Here is a 21,837-nt window from a genome sequence, read left to right on the forward strand (position 1 = left end):
TAATAAATCAATTTGAAGTGTGAATGATTTTCAGTTATTTTGCTTGGTTTGCCAACCGTTTTAGCTAATAGCAGGTGCTCAGTTGAACGACGAATTTCCTAGAATCAAACGTCTTCCGCCATACGTTTTCAACATTGTAAACGATTTGAAGGCAAAAGCGCGTGCGCGCGGCGAAGATATTATCGACTTTGGCATGGGAAATCCGGATAAACCGGCACCTGCGCACATTGTGGAAAAATTAGTCGAAGCGGCCCAGCGTCCTGATACCCACCGATACTCAGTTTCCAGAGGTATTCCGCGTTTACGTAAAGCCATCTGCGACTGGTACAAGCGTAAATACGATGTGACTCTTGATCCTGATTCTGAAACCATCGTTACCATTGGTTCCAAAGAAGGCTTGGCGCATTTAGCCATGGCAACTGTTGGCCCTGGCGATGCGGTATTAGTGCCTAACCCGGCTTATCCTATCCATCCGTATGGTTTTGTTATTGCCGGAGCGGATATCCGTCATGTGCCGTTAACACCTGATGTCGATTTTTTTGCCGAGCTGGAAAAGTCTGTCAAAGATTCCTGGCCTAAACCCAAAATGCTGGTGCTGAATTTCCCCGGCAATCCAACTACTCAATGTGTTGAACTGGATTTCTTTCAGCGCGTAGTGGATTTTGCTAAAGAACACCAGATTTGGGTGGTTCACGATCTGGCGTATGGTGAGATCACATTTGATGGTTATAAAGCACCATCAATTTTGCAGATCCCTGGTGCAATTGACGTCGCAGTCGAGTTTTATACTTTATCTAAAACCTACAATATGCCGGGGTGGCGAGTAGGTTTTATGTCGGGCAATCCAACATTGGTAGCTGCTCTGGCACGCATGAAGTCCTACCTGGATTACGGTATGTTTACGCCGATTCAGGTGGCGGCGATTACCGCACTGGAAGGTCCTCAGGAATGTGTGGCAGAGATCGTGGAAACCTATAAACAACGTCGTGATGTGTTATGCGATGGGTTAAATGCCATTGGCTGGCCGGTTGAGAAGCCAAAAGCGACCATGTTTGTCTGGGCCAAAATCCCGGAACAGTTCCGAGAAATGGGTTCGTTGGAATTTAGTAAAAAATTGCTTAAAGAAGCCAAAGTCGCGGTATCACCAGGAATCGGTTTTGGTGAGTACGGCGATGAATACGTACGTTTCGGACTGATTGAAAATCAGCACCGTACCCGGCAGGCAATCCGTGGTATCCGCGACATGATGAAAAAAGGGTAGGGGGCAAAAGTGCAATCAGTCAAAATTGGTATTCTTGGCTTAGGCACTGTTGGTAGTGGTACTGTCAGTGTTTTAAAGCGAAATTCAAAAGAAATTAGCCGTCGCGCTGGCCGTGGTATTGAAATTACGCGTGCAGCGGATAAAAACCTGGATTCACCTAAAACTTGTGATCTAACGGGTATTAATTTAACTGATGATGCGTTTTCAGTCGTTAATGATCCGGAAATTCAGATTGTTGTTGAACTGATTGGTGGCACAGGAATCGCCCGTGATTTAGTCATGCAGGCCATTGAGAATGGCAAACACGTTGTTACTGCGAACAAAGCATTAATTGCAATGCATGGTAACGAGCTATTTGCCAAGGCGCAGGAAAAAGGCGTCACCATTGCCTTTGAAGCAGCGGTTGCTGGTGGTATTCCAATTATTAAAGCCATCCGCGAAGGACTTGCAGCAAACCGGATTGAATGGCTGGCAGGCATTATTAACGGAACGGGCAACTTTATCCTGACCGAGATGCGTGATAAAGGCCGTAACTTTGCTGATGTGCTGGCCGAAGCTCAGGCTTTGGGTTATGCCGAAGCCGATCCGACATTTGACGTAGAAGGCATTGATGCGGCGCATAAGCTGACTATCATGGCCTCAATTGCCTTTGGTATTCCGTTACAGTTTTATAAAGCCTATACCGAAGGTATCAGCAAAATTTCCCAAGAAGATGTGCAGTACGCAGAAGAATTGGGCTATCACATTAAACATCTGGGCATTGCCAAGAAAACACCACAAGGTGTTGAACTGCGAGTCCATCCGACATTAATTCCAAAACGTCGTCTGATTGCCAATGTGAATGGTGTGATGAATGCTGTGGTGGTGAAAGGCGATGCGGTTGGGCCAACCCTATACTACGGTGCTGGTGCTGGCGCTGAACCGACCGCTTCAGCGGTAGTAGCTGATATTGTTGATATTGTTCGTGCGCTGACTACTGATCCGGAAAACCGTGTACCGCATCTGGCTTTCCAGCCTGATTCATTGAAAGACACCCCGATACTGCCGATGTCTGAGGTGATTACCTCTTACTATCTGCGAATCAACACGGAAGATAAACCGGGCGTGTTAGCCGACATTACGCGGATTTTCAGCGAGCAGGACATCAATATTGAAGCGATTTTGCAAAAACAACCGGAAGAAGAAGAGGGCACAGTGCCGATTATCATGTTGACCCAGCCGGTGGTTGAGAAAAATATGGATGAAGCTATTGCTCAAATTGAAGCATTGGATACCGTTAAAGATGCGATCATGCGTATTCGCATGGAAACGCTGGGCTGATTGATACGCCCGTTAAAGAAAGAATTAAAGAGGAAACTTTATGTCATTTCGTCCACGTTACACTGGCCTGATTGAACGCTATCGTGACCGTTTGCCGGTCAATGACGACACTCGTCTGATAAGCCTTGGTGAAGGTAACACTCCACTATTGAAGCTGAATAACATCCCTAAACTGATTGGCAAGGATGTTGATATTTACGTCAAATATGAAGGTCTGAACCCGACAGGTTCATTTAAAGATCGTGGCATGACCATGGCGGTGACCAAAGCTGTTGAAGATGGTAGTAAAGCGATTATTTGTGCTTCAACTGGTAACACTTCCGCTGCTGCTGCTGCTTATGCAGCACGTGCTGGTATCACTGCATTTGTTATTATTCCTGACGGTAAAATTGCCCAAGGTAAATTGGCACAAGCGATGATGCACAATGCTGTTGTCATCCAAATCAAAGGTAACTTTGATGAAGGTATGCAGTTGGTAAAAGAAGTCGCTGAACATGCACCTGTGACCATCGTAAACTCAATTAACCCATACCGTTTGCAAGGTCAAAAAACGGCCGCCTTCGAAATTGTTGAAGAATTAGGCCGTGCACCGGATTATCACTGCTTGCCAGTAGGTAATGCCGGTAATATTACAGCGCACTGGATTGGCTATTGTGAATATTCTTCGGGTTGCGGTGAACACGTGACGGAAGCTTGTGCTTTCTGTCATGGTCATTGCAAATATGCTGGTGGAGCTATTGTTGGTAACCGTCCGAAAATGGTGGGGTATCAAGCTGCTGGCAGTGCTCCTTTTATGCGTGGTGCTATGGTGGATGATCCTGAAACTGTTGCCACCGCGATTCGCATCGGTCATCCGCAAAGCTGGGATATGGCCTGGAAAGTGAAAGAAGAATCTCACGGCTGGTTTGATGAATGTTCTGATGATGAAATTCTGGCTGCGCAAAAATTGCTGGCAGAAAAAGAAGGTATTTTCTGCGAACCCGCATCAGCCACCTCGCTGGCAGGTGCTTTACGTGATATTAAAACCGGTAAGATCCCTGAAGGTAGTACCGTGGTATGCACGCTCACCGGCCATGGCCTTAAAGATCCGGACATTGCAATTAAACAAAGCACCTCACCTGTTATTACAGTAAGTGCTACATTGGACTCAGTACGCGAGGCGATTATTAACAACTTGGCCAGATAATATGACTGAAATGACGGCACCACAGGATCAGGAAAGGTCGGCGGCAAGAATGCCGCACGACATTTTTTTAACCAATCTGATTGCAAACCATATCTTGCTGTTTACCGCGATTGCCGCGACCGGTAAGAGTTATTTTGAGTTTATCGTGTTGGTGCCGTTGTTATCATTTTTGTTTTTAGGCTATACGTTTATTCGTTCCAGCCGGATCAAGCGTGAAGACAGTGAGTTTGTCTATATTCATTGGCAGATTGCCCGTCGCTGGAGCTTTTTCTTTGCCATAGTCTTATCGGTAGTGGTAACTATCGCAGTGCTTGGTTGGTTAAGTTATACCTACCTTGGCTTGATGAAAGAAGCCGCATTTGCTTTTGTTGGCGGATTAAGCTTTTTACCGACTTTGGTCAGTGTGTTGATATTGATCGTCATTGAAATGGATTCACTCAACCACGCCCGGGTAGGCACCTTACCGGCATGGGCGAAGCGACGTTTTCTGGGCGAGTCTTAAGCTGGGTTTTATGGCTGGGCAGGTTCGCGACGAACCACGGAATGAATCACCAGCTGATTTTCAAAGTACACATCAAACTGTGAATATTGCCAGCGGGTAATTGGTGGTGTGCCTTTGGCCGCATATTGTTGTTCTGCTTTGCCAAACTTCTGTTCCACCTGTGACATGGACATGCCTCGGGTTGGGCGTAGCACTCCAGACTCGGAATTGGGCGTGTTATAGGTTGGTTCGGCGATAGATAACACATCGGCCTGTAAAGGCATTGCCATACATAAGGTTAGCCCGGCAGCCATAAAATAGCGTTTCAACATGATGATGACTCCCTCAAAAACCTGCGCCAGCATATTATTCTGGCAAAAATAGTTCAATCAAACTGTTTAAATAACGTAGACCTAATTCTGTAGGTCGAATCCATTCAACCGAATAATCAATCAAGCCGCGCTCTTCGGCTTCAGCCAGTTGATTTTTTATGGTCGCTAATGGCACGCCGCAATGTTGCATAAACAACGGTGTAGCAAAACCATCGGTTAGCCGTAAGGCATTTAGCATAAACTCAAAACCGATTTCTTTAATGCCAACCTGTTCTTGTTTCAGAATACGTTGCGGTGTGCTGACCAGATTCAAATAGGCTTGAGGTTGCTTTTGTTTGACCAGTCGTTCAATCGATTGTGTGGCGGCGCTGGTGAGTTTTCCATGTGCACCGGCACCAATGCCCAAATAATCCCCAAACTGCCAGTAGTTGAGATTGTGGCGGCTCTGACAGCCTTTTTTGGCATAGGCCGAGATCTCATATTGCAGATAACCTGCTTCGGCAAGCCGTTGCTGATTGGCAATCTGCCAGTCATAAATCGGCTCATCATCCGGTAATTGGGGCGGCGATTGATGAAAAAAAGTATTGGGCTCAATGGTCAGTTGGTAATAGGAAATATGTGTTGGTTCGAGCGCGATAGCGGTTTCCACATCTTTCCTGGCGAGTTCTGCCGTTTGATTGGGCAGGCCAAACATCAGATCCAGATTAAAATTATCAAAGCCGGCATGGTGGGCGATCTCTGCAGCCCGAATGGCTTGTTTACCATCGTGAATACGGCCCAAGGCGATTAATGAGTCACCATTAAAGCTTTGAATGCCAATCGATAAACGATTAATGCCCACCGCACGATAATCAGTGAACTTAGCGGCTTCAAAGGTACCGGGATTGGCTTCCAGGGTAATCTCTGCATCGGCGCGAATAGGCAATAGGGCTCGCAAGGCGGAAAATAAACGATCATATCCTTCTGCGCTAAACAGACTTGGAGTACCGCCACCGATAAAGATGGTTTGAATACTGCGTCCCCAGACCAGTGGCAGATCCTGTTCGAGATCCCGGATCAATGCATCGATATAGGTTTTTTCAGGGATCTCATCACCGGCCTGATGTGAATTAAAGTCGCAATATGGACATTTACGCACACACCACGGCACATGAATGTACAGGCTGAGTGGCGGTAATCCGGTGAAGTCGAACACGGCGGCATCAGCCTTGATGATTTTAGTCTGCAAGGCTGACTGACTCGCGAATTGAATGTAGGTTTAACACCAGCTAACTTTTTAAGGTTGATGGCGAGTGTATTTAAACTCTTCCATAAACTGACGCATGGCTTTGCCTCGATGACTAATCGCATGTTTCTGTTCAGGGGACAGCTCTGCTGCAGTACAGTCAGTTTCGGATACCCAGAAAACCGGATCATATCCAAAACCTTCATCGCCGATGGGCGATTGCAGGATTTGCCCGTGCCAACTGCCCTGACAAATCAGTGGGGTTGGATCTTCAGCATGCCGCATAAACACCACCACACATTGAAAACGGGCTGTGCGTTCGTTCTCCGGAACGTCTTTCATCGCGGTAAGTAAGGCTTGGATATTATCGGTATCAGAAGCATCTGGACCGGCATAGCGTGATGAATAAATACCGGGAGCGCCATGCAATGCATCCACTTCAATACCGGAATCATCGGCAATAGCTGGTAAGCCACTGATTAACGCTGCATTTCGTGCCTTAATAATGGCATTTTCAACGAAACTGAGGCCGGTTTCCTCAGCCTCAGGAACGTTCAAATCGGATTGTGCAATCAGCTCCAATCCTAATGGACTGAGAATTTGCGATAACTCACGCAGTTTGCCAATATTGCCGCTGGCCAGAACGATTTTTGACATCAGTTTGCCAAAGCTTCACGTTGTTTAATCATCAGCTGTTCAATTCCTTTAGCCGCCAGATCTAACATGGATTGCAACTCGTCAGCCCGAAAGGCATGACCCTCTGCAGTGCCCTGTAACTCAATATAAGCTCCGGCATCATTCATGACAACATTCATATCTGTTTCGGCCGTAGAATCTTCAGCATAATCCAGATCCAGCACTGCCGTACCATTGTGAATACCGACAGAAACAGAAGCTACCTGACCATGTAATGGGCTTTTCTTGATTTTGCGTTTTTTTATCAAATAATCAATTGCATCGTGTAACGCAACAAAGGCACCGGTAATGGAAGCAGTACGTGTGCCTCCATCAGCCTGAATCACATCACAGTCAATAGTAATAGTGCGCTCACCCAAGGCTTTTAAATCAATCGCTGCGCGGAGAGAACGTCCAATCAAACGCTGGATTTCCATAGTGCGACCACCTTGTTTACCGCGGGCAGATTCACGTTGCATACGTGTACCGGTCGAGCGAGGCAACATGCCATATTCAGCGGTGATCCAGCCTTCGCCCATCCCACGTAGAAAAGGTGGAATTCGCTCTTCAACCGAGGCGGTGCATAATACTTTGGTGTCGCCAAACTCGACCAAAACGGAGCCTTCCGCATGTTTTGTGTAATTGCGGGTGATAGTGATCTCACGGAGTTGATCGGGTTGTCGGCCACTTGGACGCATCTGCACTTCCTTAACTTAAAAATACGATGATTATACTGATGCCACCCAATTGCCGCGTGCTTTTTACGTTCAGTTTTCGTTACCATAGGCGCTCGACCGCTATAGGAAAAACATCGTGATACGAAGCATGACCGCCTTTGCCCGCCATGAACAAGTGACTGAACTCGGTACCCTGATATGGGAGATCCGATCGGTTAATCATCGTTATTTAGAACTCGCATTGCGGCTAGAAGAAACGTTTCGACCTTTAGAAATGGATATCCGCAAGATGTTTGCCGAACGAATGGCTCGTGGAAAGATTGAAGCCAGTCTGCGCTATCATCCTTCTCAGCAGCAAACTGCGTTGCACATTAACGAAAATCTCGCCCAATCCGTTCTCAACGCCTGTGAACAATTAACCCAAATGACCAAGCAGCCTTTGCCGATTGATCCGCTACGATTATTACAGTGGCCAGGAGTCGCTGATACTGAACAAGTTGATTTAGCGACATTGAAACAACAATCTGTGGATGCGCTGGAAATTGTTTTGGCCGATTTTATCAGTGGCAGAGAGCGAGAAGGGCAAGCCCTGGCAGAGATGATTTTGCAGCGTTGCGATGAGATTTTACAAATCGCAGAAGCCGTAAAACTTCGCATGCCGGAGATCCTTGAACAACAACGTCAGCGTCTGGCACAAAAAGCTGCAGAGCTTGAAGTGACTTTGGATGCCGAGCGGCTGGAACAAGAAATTGTATTGATTGCCCAGAAAAGTGATGTGGCCGAAGAGCTGGATCGTCTGCAGAGTCATGTTGATGAAGTTAAACGTGTTTTACAACGTGATGAGCCGGTTGGTCGTCGATTGGATTTCCTGATGCAGGAGCTTAACCGCGAAGCCAATACTTTGGGTTCTAAATCGATTGATACCGACACCACCCGTTATTCAGTCGATCTGAAAGTACTGATAGAACAGATGCGAGAGCAGATCCAGAATATTGAGTAATATTCTGACTAACAATTAAAGACACTTGTGTTTCTGCCGCTAGTTAACGCTATCACCGGAACATACAAGATGAGGTTCTGTGTTAACAAGCGCTCTACATGGATGATTGAAAGAGCACCTATATTAAGAGCAAAAATGAAAAAAATAATACTCTGCTCTCTGGGACTTTTTGCCGGTGCCAGCCATGCAACAAACGGTATCAATCTGATTGGTTTTGGCGCTGAATCGACATTAATGGCCGGAGCGGATATTGCCGTTGCTCGCGATACCAGTGCACTCAATACTAATCCCGCGGGGCTTACTCAAATTCAAAGCAAACAGTTCGATCTTTACGGTTCCTTATTACGGATCACTGATCTTTCACATGAAGATCAATTTGGAAATGATCGACACGCCAGCAACCTTTACACCGGTCTGGGTGGTATGGGTTATGCCCAAAAACTGGAAAATATGCCGTGTACTGCTGGACTTGGGCTGTTTGCACAAGGTGGATCAGGTGGTGTGTTTGAAAAGTTGCAAACCGCTTTTGGCACAGAGGATGAGTATTCAGGTTTATTTGCCGTAGCAAAACTGACGGCGGGTTTGGGCTGTAAAGTAAATGATAAATGGTCTGTAGGGGGCAGTTTTGGTCTGGTCTATGCGCAGGCGGAACAAAAGATTTTTGCGGATACCTCAGTGCCGCCGACATTTGCAGGCATTGAAATCGAAGATGCCAGCAGCCTACGCACCAGTTTTAAACTGGGTATTCAATATCAGGCAACTCCCAAACTCACGTTAGCCGCGACTTATACCGGTAAAACGGAACTGCCTTTAACCGATGGTAAGCTGAAACTCAATATGACCGGCGCGGGCATGGGCGTTGTTAAATACGATAATGTCACTCTGAAGGGGCTGGCTTTACCTGAAGAAATCGGTGTGGGTGCTGCTTATCAAATGAATGATAAGTTGTTGCTGTCGCTAAAGATAAACTGGATAAACTGGTCTGATGCGATGAAACAAAACGTGTTAAAAGCCAGCAATCCGAATAATTCGGCCTTACCTGATATCAATAGCACATCGGCCATGAACTGGAACAACCAATTAGTGTTTGCTACCGGTATGGCCTATCGATACACCGAGAAAATGACTTTGTATGCAGGTTATAACTACGGTAAAAACCCGATACCCAAAGAGCATACCAATCCGGTGGTTGCCGGTATCTTTGATCACCATCTTACTTTTGGTGGCAGTTACAAACTTAACTCGGAATGGACTCTATTCAGCGGTATTGAATACGATTTTCGTAAAAAGGTGGATTACACCAATCCAGAGCTTCCGTTTGGTAATGATGCTCAACTACGTAACGAGGCCGTTTGGTTACATATGATGGTCAGTAGACAATGGTAGGCTACTGACCATTTCAGATCGCAGATTATTTATTGACCAAATCGGAATTAAAACCAAACACTTTACCGGCCCAGATAAAGATGACCCAGGCTAATATGCCGAAAGGCATATAGCCCATATATCCCAGCAGTGGCATCTCTGAAAATATGTGGATCACATTGATATAGGGAATATCGTAAACCCAATAATTTGGGTTAGTCACCGGCTCAACAGGATGAGCACTGCCGTAATTCCAGAACTCCCAGAAAAAACCATTCAACATAGCTGAAAGCGCCATTAATAAGGCAGGTGACCAGTTCCCTTCGGCCATCGCGGTAAATGGTGACCAGATATTGGCACGAATTAATACGCCTGAAAATACCAGTAATGGTCCAATCCATAATACCCAGAACAATGGGTAGGGCCAGAACACCATTAATGTTAATAATACCAATCCAGCCAGAATTAACAGATTGCCATTCAGGCTGAGTTTAGGACCATTAGCAAAGCGGCTGACCAGGCGAGGGCAGGTGTTTAATAATGTGTACCATTGGAAAATGGCTGGCCAGACGGTGGTATAGGCCAACAGGAAAATAAGTACCATTGTTTGATGGGAAAGCTCAGGCATGGTGCTGTTGGGGTAATACCAGTTCCCCAAGGCAAAATAATTAAAATATTCGAATAAATACCAGCCAACCAGTGAAACGATGGCCGTTATCAGAAAGGTTTTAGGTTTGCTGGCAAACAGCGATTGTCTGTTGGAATAACGATAGACCAAACCATCCAGCACAAAGATAAATCCCCACCACATCGGGGTAAAAGCATAATAGACAAGATCACCGAATATGGTTTCCCGGCTCCACATCAGCCACCAAAAGAATAAAGTCACCGCTAAGCCCACCCAGAACCAGACAGGCAGGGCTACCGTTTTTGCTCGAGGATCAGGGGTAACTTTTTTGAAGCCAAATAAAGCCGGAATAAAATACAAGGCGATAATCACCAGTTCAGCCAAAGCAATGATACAAAATACCGTGAGATTAAAACCTGGCGCATCAGCTACATATTGGGGTGGGAACACGCCAAAATCAGGTGGCAAATGCGTCTCAGGATAGGCAAACCAACTGGCTAGTAATGGTAGTAGTAGAGCCAGTAATATCGGAAGAATAAATTTTTGCATAAGAGTCCTTTCTTAAAGTTGTTTTAGGCCCACTGCGGGTTATTATTTCTACGTTTATGTTGATACATTCGTTCATCTGCCAGCATTCGCAGATCCTCAATATTCAGTGTCTCCATCATGTAAGCGGAACCATAACTGACACCGGCTTTTTCAAAACCATTCTGTTGCATATAGTCAATGGTTTCAGCAATTACCTGTTTGATTTTTTCAGCGTATGCAAGACTTTCACTGGTAATAGCAAACTCATCTCCACCCATTCGATGTAATACACCGAGTTTGCCTAATTTTGTGGAAAGGATATTGGCAAACATTTGTAACATTTCGTCACCTTTCTGGTGCCCATAGGTATCGTTATAGACCTTCAGATTATCCATATCTAACAACGTTATCATGCCGTTGGAAGGGAGTTTTTCCAGAGTAAGGTCTAATGCATAACGATTGGGCAGACCAGTTAAGGCGTCATGATGAGCAATTTGTAAACTATGCTGAATCAAAGCCAGATTGTTTTCTTTTTCGCGGTAAATCTCGGCAAACTGATAACCCAATACAAGACCTATCAGTAATACTTCAACCGTGACGGCCAGCAGCCCGATATGTTCGATATAGATGGTATAAATACCGACTAAATCCTTGCTGGATATTGCATAAGAGCCAATCATAAAAAATGCAGCAATTGCGACCAGATAAAAATAGGCGATTTTATAACCTTCAAAAGCACGTACCAGCGCGGCAATTAATCCATATACCATCATTAATCCGACACCATAGCGGGCACATTCCAATATCAGATGTTTATTGAATATCGCCACGACAAGCAACACAGCCATACTCGTCAAAATCAGTTTTGCCAGATTATGTAGTCTGGGGTGCGTACTGGCTCGGATTTGTAATAAATGCTTGGCAAATAACAGATAGGCAAAGTTGCTTAATAAAATAGGAGCGCCAGCAAGGTAAAACCAATTGAGATTAAATAGATCTGGGGTAATGAGCAGGCTGGTCCCGTTAAAGATCACGTTCATCCAGATAAAGATGGCGTACATGGTTTCAGTGGTACGTCTTCTGACATAAGCCAGAATAGCGTAATACACTCCCAGACTTATCAGTATGCCCATACTGACCAGAGTGATTACCGTGCCCAATTTTATGGCCTCCCGGTAATGGGAGAGTGAATCCCAATAGGGTTGGGGTTCAGCGATGAAATAAGTAGAAACCAACTCTGTTGTCAGTTGATATTGCCCCGGAGGCAAGCTGAATTCACGCCCATGACGCAGAAAAAAGGTATTTTTTGAGTCCGATTCAATGCCGCCGCGCGCTTCAGCAACAACTTTGCCGGTTGAATCGGAAATGTAGTGATGAAAACGACCTAAAACACTGGCATTTTTAAAATCAATAACAATCGTTTCATCAGTATCGGTAATATCAAAAAAGGAACGAAAAACAAAATGTCCACCCGTTAAAAATGGGGCATCAATGGTTTTAAATGGAGGATCAGGGAAACGCCAATCGGCTTTAACTTCATACCACTGACCGACAAATTGTTGCTGGGCAAAACTGGGATTAGGCGCAAGAAAGAGCAATAGCCACAATACGCTTAGGAATAAATAGTGAGAACATTCCGCAGCAAATTGCCGAAATCGTATCATGTCCCGTTATTCACTAGTCCAGTAAATGTCAATATATTCATATATTTAGCTATTATTTTTATTCAATATAAACTGCAAGGAATTTACCACAATTCAGATGCTAATGTAACAAGGCTGTCGCTGATATTCTGCGCCCCAAGTTACATTTTTACTATTCAGTTTTGTTTAGTGGCTGGAAAGTTTGTTGTTGATGGCATTGAAGTGTGTAAAAAATAATGAAAAAAATTAACAACAGCTTGTTTTTATATCGATTTTTTTACAGATTTAACGTTTATTCAAACCAAGCTTAATGCTCAATTACCAAATAAGCTGCTCGCTATTGATGGAAGTTTTTAGAATAATTATCCGTTGGAAATAACAATAATTCTCTGGGTTAAGTACGGACAAAAAAAAGCCGTGGTATACACGGCTTTTTAATTGTTGAGAAATGCACTATTTAGCTAAACGACGTCTGAAACCCAGAAATCCCATCAGAACTGGAGCAAATAACCACAATGCTGCGGGTAGCGGAACTGCAGAGGGATTGAAATAAGCAATATGTGATACATCCTGACCGGTATGTGTTACATAACTCAATTGAGAGATTGGTGAATCAAATAAGCCAACCATAGTGAAGGTTGCATATTTGATTAAAAATCCCTGGAACGCCACTCCCAGCGAAAAGGAGTCAAAGACGTTGCCGACAGGAGGTGGTTCAATTTTAGTAAAACCAGAAACTGTAATACCTGAACCTGCTGCATCCAATGCGGTTTGCAGTTGATTGGCATCCACTGCATTAGGAATAGCACCTTCGATTAAATAACCTTTTGAAGCACCGGGCATAAAGTCATTGATATTTACTATGGTAGATATCGTTCCAGTGTTACCGGGAGGGCCTTCAGGAGTTAAATAATTTTGCGGATCGATAAGTGTTATGGTTGCTGCGTTGACGGCAAAGGACAGGGTTGCCAAACCTGCCATTAGTAGCGATTTAATGTAGTTATTCATAAGTTGCCCCCCATTGGTTTTTAGAGTTATTGTGAACTACGTCTCATAATCTAGGCCGCTGATACAAGCATTCATATTGTACTTTGGTACTAATTCCCGACTTTTTGTGGGAAAAATTCCTATGAAATGTTGGCTGCCAGCAAACTTAACTTAGATAGAGATTAAAGGTCACTGCATATACGCAAAAAAAAAGCCGTGATAAACACGGCTTTTTTTGTTTTAAGGCGTTAAATTTTATTTTGTCATACGGCGTCTAAAGCCCAAAAATCCCATTAAAGCTGGCGCAAATAACCATAATGCCGCAGGTAATGGAACTTCAGAAACTGAAGTATTGAAATAGGCGATATGTGAAACATCTTTACCATCATGAGTCAGAAAATCCAAGCTTGAAATAGGAGAGCTGAATAAACCGATCAAAGTTGTGGTGCCGTATTTCATTAAAAAGCCAGTAAATGACAAACCTAATGAAGAGGTATTTAAGCTGTTAGTCACAGGACTATCAATTTTGAAAAAGTCAGTTACCACAAAACTTGAGCCAGCTGCTGTTAAAGCAGTTTGCACATGTGCTGCACTCATAGCATTTGGATTGGGTTTAGCAACGTAAAAACCTTCAAAAGCCCCTGGTAGAAAATCATTGATATTTTGAACCTGAGAAACCGTTCCCTTAAAGCCATTGGCGTTATAGTTCACGGTACCGGTCAAATCTAATGATGCCGCATTAACAGTGAAGCTTAATGAAGCTGTTACAAACAACAACAATGTTTTGATCAGGGTGGTTTTTGTCATACAGATTAGCGCCTTTAAGTAATTTAGGTTTTTGTGACTTACAGCGCATAATTTATAGATATTGCAGGCGATTGCTATAGTACCTTGGTACTACTTCCCGCATTTTCTTAGGATATTTTCCTATAGGTATTCAGGAATGGTCAGAAAACACAGCTAAATGGTCTGCTTCCAGTCGTATGCCTAAGAATTCACCAATCTCATGTTGATGATGACTTTGCACCAGACAGAGAATTTTTTGACCGCTTTGCAGCTTTAATGTGTAGAGATACACCGCACCGCGGAAAGCTCTGGCGACAATTTCGGCTTTTAGTGGACTATTATCATCATGAATAATGTCATCCGGACGTAATAATAAATTTACCTGCTGACCGGAAGCGGCAGGTGAGGTTATTTTACCGCTGACAAGTCCAAGCTCAGTATGGATCTTATTATCCGCAATGATTTCACCTGGAATCAGTACACCTTGCCCGATAAAGTCAGCTACAAAACGGCTGCTTGGATGATGATATAAATCGTAGCCATTACCCCACTGCAGTAATTTACCTTGACCCAACACCCCAATCTGATCGGCCATAACAAATGCTTCATGTTGATCATGGGTCACCATAATGGCTGTTACGCCATCCTGGCGCAGTAAATCCCGTACTTCTCTGGCAAGCTGTTCGCGTAATTCAGTATCCATACTGGAGAAAGGTTCATCCAGCAACAGAATATCCGGACGTGGAGCCATTGCTCTTGCCAACGCTACACGTTGTTGCTGCCCACCGGAAAGTTGATGGGGATATTGGTTTTTGGCATCGGTTAGCCCGACCAGTTCGAGCAATTCTTCAACCCGTTGCTGTCGTTGTTTACGAGACAGTTTTTGCAGGCCAAAACCAATATTTTTCGCTACCGTCAGGTGTGGAAATAACGCAAAATCTTGAAATACCATTCCAATATGACGTTTTTCAGGAGGCAAAAACATCGCCGAGGAACTGACGGTTTTGCCTTGCAGTTTAATGTTGCCCTCAATTATTGGTTCAAAACCGGCAATAGCACGTAACACAGAGGTTTTACCGCATCCAGAAGGCCCCAATAAACACGCGATTTCGCCTTGCTTTAATTGAAATGAAACACCTTCTACGACAGTTTTGTCGGCATAGCCAATACTGATATTGTCGACTTGTAATTGTGGAATTTGCATGGGGTTATCAGTTTTCATCAATAGCCAATTTTAGCTTGCGTGAACGGGTTATGGTTTTACTTAACAGAATTACCGGAATAATTCCGGCAATCACAATGGCCAACGCTGCCGGAGCGGCTTCGGCCAATCGTTCGTCTGATGCCAGTTCATAAGCTTTTACTGCCAATGTATTGAAATTGAACGGCCGCAAAATAAGTGTGGCAGGTAATTCTTTTAATACATCGACAAACACCAGCAGCAGGGCCGTCATCAATGAAGCACTTAACATCGGTATGTGGATTTGTCTGAGGATTTGCAATGGCCGGAAACCAAAGGAGCGTCCGGCTTCGTCCATCGAATGCGTAATACGTGTCAAACCACTGTCAACAGTTTGTAATGACACTGCGAGGAATCGTGTCAGATAAGCAAAGGTCACGGCAACTAACGTTCCGCTCAGTAATAATCCGGTGGAATAATCAAAATGGCTACGGGCAAGATCATCGATTGTATTATCAATCCAGGCAAACGGAATCATCACCCCAACCGCAATCACAGCACCTGGAACAGCATAGCCCATACCTGCAACACGCACAGCGCCACTGACTAATTTGCCGGGATACAATCGTTGGGCATAGGCCATAACAATAGCCAATATTAACGCCAATGCTGCAGCAAATGCCGCCAGTGAAAGGCTGTTCATCAGTAATCGCATAAACTGGGCATCAATGACGGCCTCTGCCACATGGATGGTCCAGCTCAGCAATTGCAATGCCGGTAATAAAAAGCCCAGACTGAGAATGACTAAACAAAACACGAATGCCAGAACAGCACGACTACCTGTTAACTGAAAACGGCGCAGATCCTGATGACGACGGCTGGTGTGGTGATAGCGAGCTTTCCGGCGGGAATAACGTTCCAGAATGATCAAAGCAAATACAAATACCATTAGGCCAGCGGCTAGTTGGGCTGCTGCAGCGGCACTGCCCATACCAAACCAGGTCCGGAAAATACCGGTAGTAAAAGTGCTGACACCAAAGAATTGTACGGTGCCATAATCTGCCAGAGTTTCCATCAAGGCTAAAGATAAACCGGCAATGATTGCTGGACGGGCCAACGGCAGCGCAACACGCCAGAATGTTTTCCACGGTCCATTGCCTAAGGTACGGCTGACATCCAAAACACAGATAGATTGATTCAGAAAGGCAGCACGGCTCAACAGATAAACATATGGATAAAGCACCAGGGTCAACATGACGACTGCGCCATTCAAAGATCGAATTTGGGGAAACCAGTAATCACCATATTGCCAGCCAAACCAATCTCGCAAAGTCATTTGCACCGGACCCGAGATATCCAGCATGCCAGTATAGGTATAGGCAATGATATAGGCTGGCATGGCCATGGGCAGTAATAATGCCCATTCAAAGATACTGCGGCCGGGAAATTGACACATCGTCGTTAGCCAGGCGGCGGTGACACCGATAAGTAGCGTACCGATGGAAACGCCTAACATCAGTAACAATGAATTACGGATATAGTCGGGAAGAACGGTGGTGCTTAAGTGCTGCCAGATATCGCCGCTCGGCACAAAAACATGTGCCAAAACCACTACCACCGGCATTGACAAGATAAGTGCCAATAGCAGAATGAACAGTGGATAAGGACGATACTGATTTATTGATAACATGGAATTGTAAAGTTGGCAGTTAATCTGACAAAACTGCCAACTTTACGCAAGGAAGCCCTTATTGCCAACCTGCACGATCCATCAAACGCAATGCATCGGCATTAAATTCGCCTAATTTATCCATATCCAATGGATCGGCCAGGAAATCACCCCATTGCTCCAGCAGCTCGCCTTTTTCGATATCGGCTCGTACCGGATATTCCCCATTGGTTTCTGCATACCATTTTTGCGAAGCATCATTACTGAGGAACTCAATCAACTTAATCGCATTTTCTTGATTTTTGGCATCTTTGATAACGGCGGCTCCAGAGACATTAATGTGAACACCGCGATCATTTTGATTTGGCCAGAAAACACCAATTTTCTCTGCCGCTTCTCTTTCTTTCGGATCGTTGCTAGTCAGCATGCCTGCAAGATAATACGTGTTGGCAATGACGATATCGCATTGACCAGCCGCAGCAGCACTTATTTGATCACGGTCACCACCTTGAGGAGAGCGTGCGAAGTTGGCAACCAGTCCTTTTGCCCATTCTTCAGTTGCTGCTTCGCCATTAGCCACAATCATTGATGCAACCATTGACTGGTTATAAACATTGCTGGATGAACGAACACAGATCCTGTTGTTCCAACGCGGTTCGACCAATGCTTCATAAGTCGAAAGTTCAGCAGGATCAACGCGATCTTTGACGTACATTATTGGACGGGCACGCAGTGATAAGCCAAACCAATAGCCATCAGGATGACGATATGAAGCTGGAATGCGCTGCATCAAAATATCGGATTGAACAGGCTGAACCAAATCCACTTCCATCGCACGGTGCAGACGACCTGCATCGGTAGTCAACAAAATATCGGCAGGTGTATTGCGACCTTCGTTTTGTAGGCGTTGCAATAATTCATCTGCATTACCGGTAACCAGATTGACCTTAATACCAGTTTCTTCAGTAAATTCATCCAATAACGGTTTGATTAAAGATTCGATACGTGCAGAGTACAGATTAACCTCTTTAATCTCTTGTTGAGCATCGTCACTACACCCAGATACCGGCAATACAGTTAAACCCAGCCATACACTAAGAAAGATACCTGCTTTACGCATAGAACACTCCATGGTTGATAATTAGTGCAATGATAATGAGATTTATTTTTGTTTGGAATAGCAAATACATTTTTTATTTTTTTGACGGTTATGTTGGAGTGGAAATTAGCAATAGAAAAACCACAGACAATCAGCTTTTAGCCAAGCAAAAAACTGGCACAAAAAAGCGTAAACCAGTATTGTTTTCATTCACTGAACACAGGTTTCAAAACTGAAACCGCGCAATCTGCAGGGTAACAAAATGTCTGGAAGTTTATTTATCGTGGCGGCGCCTTCCGGGGCGGGGAAAACCAGTCTGGTTCGTGCGTTGGTCAAACAGGATCCACATGTGCGGTTATCTGTTTCACATACCACCCGACCCGCCAGAGCAGGTGAAGTCGACACCGAAGATTACTTTTTTGTCAGCCAGGAAATGTTCAGCAAAATGCGTGATGCCGGTGATTTTCTGGAATCTGCCACGGTATTTGATAACAGTTACGGTACTTCTGCGGCGGCTGTGCATCATCAGCTACATGCCGGAAATGATGTGATTCTGGAAATTGATTGGCAGGGTGCCCAGCAAGTAAGAAAAAATTTTCCGGACAGCAGCAGTATTTTTATTTTGCCACCTTCTAAACAGGCACTTGAGCAACGTTTAAGAGGTCGTGGACAGGATGATGAAGCGACAATTTCGCGCAGAATGCGCGATGCCGAGAGTGAAATGTCACATTACGTCGAATTTGATTATTTGATTGTGAATGACGATTTTGATCATGCACTTGCCAGTCTGACAGCGATCGTGGTGGCCAGTCGGCACAAACTGGCCGTTCAGCAGTCAAATTACAGTACCTTGTTGGCCGACTTGCTGGCTTAAGCCTCGCATCTCTCGTAAAATTACATGTTTTAACCACAGGACAAAATATCATGGCACGTACTACAGTTGAAGATTGCCTCGAAAATGTAGATAACCGTTTTCAATTGGTGCTGGTTGCAGCAAAACGCGCCCGCCAAATCGCCATGGGTGATGATGCAATGGTACCGGTCGATAACGACAAACCTACCGTTATTGCTTTACGTGAAATTGCTGCCGGTCTGGTTGATCGTACTATTCTGACTAAAACCTCAGCTCGTCAACATGCTTCAGAAAGCATTGTTAATGACGAAGAGCTGTTAAACGAAATCTAAATATCGTGAGTGCAAAACCTTCTGTTGCGTCTGAGCTTGACTTCATTCAGGAGTCTGAGCCCAAACTTACGATAGATGATCTGTGTTTTGCGACCTCAAATTACTTAGAAACCAATCAGGTCGAGTCGATCCGCCGCGCCTATCATTTTGCAGAACAATGCCATGAAGGACAGACTCGCCGCAGTGGTGAGCGCTATATCACTCACCCCTTAGCGGTAGCACATGTACTGGCGATGATGCACATGGATTATGAGTGCATTATGGCCGGTCTGCTACATGACGTGATTGAAGACACGGAGATGTCCAAGCGTGATGTGATTGCTGAGTTTGGTGAACCGGTTGCTGAACTGGTTGAAGGTGTAACCAAACTGGCTCAAGCTGCGTTTGAAACACGCCAACATGCTCAAGCGGAAAATCTGCGAAAAATGTTGCTGGCCATGTCACGTGATATACGCGTCATTATCGTTAAGCTGGCTGACCGACTGCACAATATGCGTACTCTGGGACATTTGCGTCCTGAAAAACGCCGCCGCATTGCCAATGAAACTCTGGAAATATACGCACCAATTGCCCAACGTCTGGGGATGAATCTGATGCGTTGTGAACTGGAAGATCTTGGCTTCCATGTTCTGTATCCGATTCGTTATCGTGTATTGGCCGATGCTATACGTAAAGCCCGCGGCAATCGCAAGGAAATCGTCAGTCAGATCACGGGCTCCATTCTCAATCGAATGGAACAGGAAGGACTCAGCGCCGATATTCAGGGGCGCGAAAAAAATCTCTACAGTATTTACAAGAAAATGGTCAGTAAGCAGCTGTCGTTTTCAGAAGTCATGGACGTCTATGCCTTCCGTATTATTGTTGATGATGTCGATGCCTGTTATCGAATGCTGGGAGTAGTACATAACCTTTACAAACCAGTACAGGGCAAGTTCAAAGACTATATTGCGATTCCCAAAGCCAATGGTTATCAATCGTTACATACGGTTTTATTCGGACCTTATGGTGTGCCGATAGAAGTTCAAATCCGTTCACGCGATATGGATCAATTGGCCGAAGCAGGGGTAGCAGCACACTGGTTATATAAAACAGGGGAAGCTGCCGGTAATACTTTGGCGCATCGCAAAGCCCGACAGTGGTTGCAAGGCATTCTGGAAATGCAGAAAGGTTCTGGTGACTCGATGGAGTTTCTGGAAAATCTGCGCATCGATTTATTCCCTGATGAGATTTATGTCTCTACGCCGAGGGGTGAGATTTTAACCTTGCCGCGTGGTTCTACCGCTGTGGATTTTGCTTATGCAGTGCACTCCGATGTCGGCAATAGCTGTGTTGCAGCTCGGGTGGGTCGTCATCTGGTGCCATTGAGTTCACAACTGGAAACCGGACAATCCGTCGAGATCATTACTTCGCCAACATCGCACCCGAATCCAGCCTGGCTGAATTTTGTGGTGACGCCTAAAGCTCGTACCAACATTCGTAATTACCTCAAAAATTTGCAAGGCGAAGAAGCGATCCAGCTTGGTCAGCGTTTGTTGAACAAGCACCTGACAGCGTTTTCCACTGCCTTGGAAAATATTCCAACCAAACGTATTACCGCTTTGCTCAAAGAATATGAGTTGGAAACTTTTGATGAATTATTAAGCGATTTAGGGCTGGGAAACATCTCTGCCTTACTGGTTGCTCAAAAGCTGTTGCAGGAAGAAACCCCGAATAAAGAGCCGCAAGCGCTGCTGATAGCCGGTACCGAAGGCATGGTGGTGAATTTTGCCCGTTGCTGCCATCCGATCCCCGGTGATCCGATTCACGGTTTTGTCAGTGCGGGGCGCGGCATTATTATTCATCAACGCAGCTGTAAAAACACCACTCATTTACGTGAGCAGAATGAGAAATGGCTGGATGTTGCCTGGGCCAAAGAAATCAAACGTGATTTCCCGGTTGATTTGATGGTGCAACTGAAAAACCAGCGAGGTGCGTTGGCAACCATTGCTTCAGTGATTTCAGAAGCCGAGTCTAATATCGACAATGTAATGGTTGACGAACGTGATGGTGGTTTTACCCATCTGCGCTTGACTATCGAAGTCACCAATCGCCAGCATTTGGCACGTATTATCCGTCGACTGCGCCAATTGGAAATGGTCGAACGCATTAACCGTATTAATAACTGATTTGTTTAATCTGTCGTCCTAAGGCGACTTAGCCGGAGTTTTTATGTCCCGAGAAATTATTCACACCAGCAATGCACCTGCAGCTATTGGTACTTATTCACAAGCCGTCAAAGTGGGCGATGTTGTTTACTTGTCCGGCCAAATTCCATTAGTACCGGAAACCATGACGGTGGTTGAAGGCGATTTCGCTACTCAAGTTCGTCAGGTGTTTAATAATTTATCAGCTGTTGCAACGGCTGCCGGTGGCAGTTTGCAAGATGTCGTCAAACTCAATATTTACCTGACCGATCTGGCGTATTTCGGTACCGTAAACGAAATCATGGCGGAGTATTTTCAACAACCGTATCCTGCCCGTGCGGCAATTGGTGTGGCATCGTTACCTAAAGATGTTCCGGTTGAAATGGATGCTATTTTGCATCTTGGCGCATAACCTCAAGCGATAAAG

The 21,837-nt window shown here is 45.0% G+C and carries 21 protein-coding genes; 10 read left to right on the forward strand and 11 right to left on the reverse strand.

Annotated elements, in window-relative coordinates:
* Positions 1–82: 82 nt before the first annotated feature.
* From alaC to Q7V21_RS08400, 4 genes are read left to right on the forward strand one after another with little or no spacing between them, the layout of a single operon-like run.
* Entirely contained in the window at positions 83–1,261 is a 1,179-nt protein-coding gene (gene alaC, locus Q7V21_RS08385) for an alanine transaminase (protein WP_304916854.1), read from the forward strand.
* A gap of 9 nt (positions 1,262–1,270) precedes the next feature.
* Positions 1,271–2,581, forward strand: coding sequence for a homoserine dehydrogenase (locus Q7V21_RS08390; protein ID WP_304916855.1), 1,311 nt, complete (start codon positions 1,271–1,273; stop codon positions 2,579–2,581).
* A gap of 40 nt (positions 2,582–2,621) precedes the next feature.
* Positions 2,622–3,767: a threonine synthase gene (gene thrC / locus Q7V21_RS08395; RefSeq protein ID WP_069295063.1), complete on the forward strand. Its 1,146-nt coding sequence runs from the start codon at positions 2,622–2,624 to the stop codon at positions 3,765–3,767.
* A 1-nt stretch (position 3,768) separates the two neighbouring features.
* The gene (locus Q7V21_RS08400; RefSeq protein ID WP_304916856.1) at positions 3,769–4,269 is read left to right on the forward strand and encodes a hypothetical protein; all 501 of its coding nucleotides are present in this window, start codon (positions 3,769–3,771) and stop codon (positions 4,267–4,269) included.
* Positions 4,270–4,277: 8 nt separating this feature from the next.
* On the opposite strand, the gene Q7V21_RS08405 is transcribed toward Q7V21_RS08400, so the two are convergent.
* From Q7V21_RS08405 to rph, 4 genes are all read right to left on the reverse strand, one after another.
* On the reverse strand, positions 4,278–4,580 hold the full coding sequence (locus Q7V21_RS08405; RefSeq protein ID WP_304916857.1) for a hypothetical protein: 303 nt from the start codon (positions 4,578–4,580) through the stop codon (positions 4,278–4,280).
* 34 nt (positions 4,581–4,614) lie between these two features.
* Entirely contained in the window at positions 4,615–5,775 is a 1,161-nt protein-coding gene (hemW, locus tag Q7V21_RS08410) for a radical SAM family heme chaperone HemW (protein WP_304916923.1), read from the reverse strand.
* Between the two features lie 81 nt (positions 5,776–5,856).
* Entirely contained in the window at positions 5,857–6,462 is a 606-nt protein-coding gene (gene rdgB / locus Q7V21_RS08415) for an RdgB/HAM1 family non-canonical purine NTP pyrophosphatase (protein WP_304916858.1), read from the reverse strand.
* Positions 6,462–7,178: a ribonuclease PH gene (gene rph, locus Q7V21_RS08420; protein WP_304916859.1), complete on the reverse strand. Its 717-nt coding sequence runs from the start codon at positions 7,176–7,178 to the stop codon at positions 6,462–6,464. Before rph ends, rdgB begins: the two co-directional genes overlap by 1 nt.
* A 115-nt stretch (positions 7,179–7,293) precedes the next feature.
* On the opposite strand from rph, the gene Q7V21_RS08425 reads away from it, so the two are divergent.
* Both Q7V21_RS08425 and Q7V21_RS08430 read left to right on the forward strand, forming a co-directional pair.
* On the forward strand, positions 7,294–8,157 hold the full coding sequence (locus Q7V21_RS08425; RefSeq protein WP_370654055.1) for a YicC/YloC family endoribonuclease: 864 nt from the start codon (positions 7,294–7,296) through the stop codon (positions 8,155–8,157).
* Positions 8,158–8,292: 135 nt separating this feature from the next.
* Positions 8,293–9,543: an OmpP1/FadL family transporter gene (locus Q7V21_RS08430; protein WP_304916860.1), complete on the forward strand. Its 1,251-nt coding sequence runs from the start codon at positions 8,293–8,295 to the stop codon at positions 9,541–9,543.
* A gap of 25 nt (positions 9,544–9,568) precedes the next feature.
* On the opposite strand, the gene Q7V21_RS08435 is transcribed toward Q7V21_RS08430, so the two are convergent.
* The 7 genes from Q7V21_RS08435 to Q7V21_RS08465 form a co-directional block, all read right to left on the reverse strand.
* Positions 9,569–10,699, reverse strand: coding sequence for a hypothetical protein (locus tag Q7V21_RS08435; protein ID WP_304916861.1), 1,131 nt, complete (start codon positions 10,697–10,699; stop codon positions 9,569–9,571).
* Between the two features lie 23 nt (positions 10,700–10,722).
* Positions 10,723–12,342, reverse strand: a complete 1,620-nt coding sequence (locus Q7V21_RS08440; RefSeq protein ID WP_304916862.1) for a diguanylate cyclase domain-containing protein — start codon at positions 12,340–12,342, stop codon at positions 10,723–10,725.
* 432 nt (positions 12,343–12,774) lie between these two features.
* Complete coding sequence (locus Q7V21_RS08445; RefSeq protein ID WP_304916863.1) at positions 12,775–13,329, reverse strand: hypothetical protein; 555 nt, start codon at positions 13,327–13,329, stop codon at positions 12,775–12,777.
* Between the two features lie 234 nt (positions 13,330–13,563).
* Positions 13,564–14,115 (reverse strand): VPLPA-CTERM sorting domain-containing protein, encoded by a 552-nt coding sequence (locus Q7V21_RS08450; protein ID WP_304916864.1) that lies wholly within the window; start codon positions 14,113–14,115, stop codon positions 13,564–13,566.
* Between the two features lie 130 nt (positions 14,116–14,245).
* On the reverse strand, positions 14,246–15,316 hold the full coding sequence (locus Q7V21_RS08455; protein ID WP_304916865.1) for an ABC transporter ATP-binding protein: 1,071 nt from the start codon (positions 15,314–15,316) through the stop codon (positions 14,246–14,248).
* Complete coding sequence (locus tag Q7V21_RS08460) at positions 15,306–16,964, reverse strand: iron ABC transporter permease (protein WP_304916866.1); 1,659 nt, start codon at positions 16,962–16,964, stop codon at positions 15,306–15,308. The genes Q7V21_RS08455 and Q7V21_RS08460 overlap by 11 nt, the downstream gene beginning before the upstream one ends.
* Positions 16,965–17,022: 58 nt before the next feature.
* On the reverse strand, positions 17,023–18,063 hold the full coding sequence (locus tag Q7V21_RS08465) for a Fe(3+) ABC transporter substrate-binding protein (protein WP_304916867.1): 1,041 nt from the start codon (positions 18,061–18,063) through the stop codon (positions 17,023–17,025).
* A gap of 241 nt (positions 18,064–18,304) precedes the next feature.
* On the opposite strand from Q7V21_RS08465, the gene gmk reads away from it, so the two are divergent.
* From gmk to Q7V21_RS08485, 4 genes are read left to right on the forward strand one after another with little or no spacing between them, the layout of a single operon-like run.
* Positions 18,305–18,916 carry a guanylate kinase gene (gmk, locus tag Q7V21_RS08470; protein WP_304916868.1) on the forward strand — a complete coding sequence of 204 codons (612 nt, stop codon included), beginning with the start codon at positions 18,305–18,307 and terminating at the stop codon, positions 18,914–18,916.
* Positions 18,917–18,966: 50 nt separating this feature from the next.
* A complete protein-coding gene (rpoZ, locus tag Q7V21_RS08475) occupies positions 18,967–19,227 on the forward strand; it encodes a DNA-directed RNA polymerase subunit omega (protein ID WP_304916869.1) in 261 nt (86 codons plus the stop codon).
* 44 nt (positions 19,228–19,271) lie between these two features.
* On the forward strand, positions 19,272–21,392 hold the full coding sequence (locus Q7V21_RS08480; RefSeq protein WP_370654056.1) for a bifunctional (p)ppGpp synthetase/guanosine-3',5'-bis(diphosphate) 3'-pyrophosphohydrolase: 2,121 nt from the start codon (positions 19,272–19,274) through the stop codon (positions 21,390–21,392).
* A 43-nt stretch (positions 21,393–21,435) separates the two neighbouring features.
* Positions 21,436–21,822: a RidA family protein gene (locus Q7V21_RS08485; RefSeq protein ID WP_304916870.1), complete on the forward strand. Its 387-nt coding sequence runs from the start codon at positions 21,436–21,438 to the stop codon at positions 21,820–21,822.
* Positions 21,823–21,837: the final 15 nt, after the last annotated feature.

This window comes from Methylophaga sp. (genome assembly GCF_030651745.1).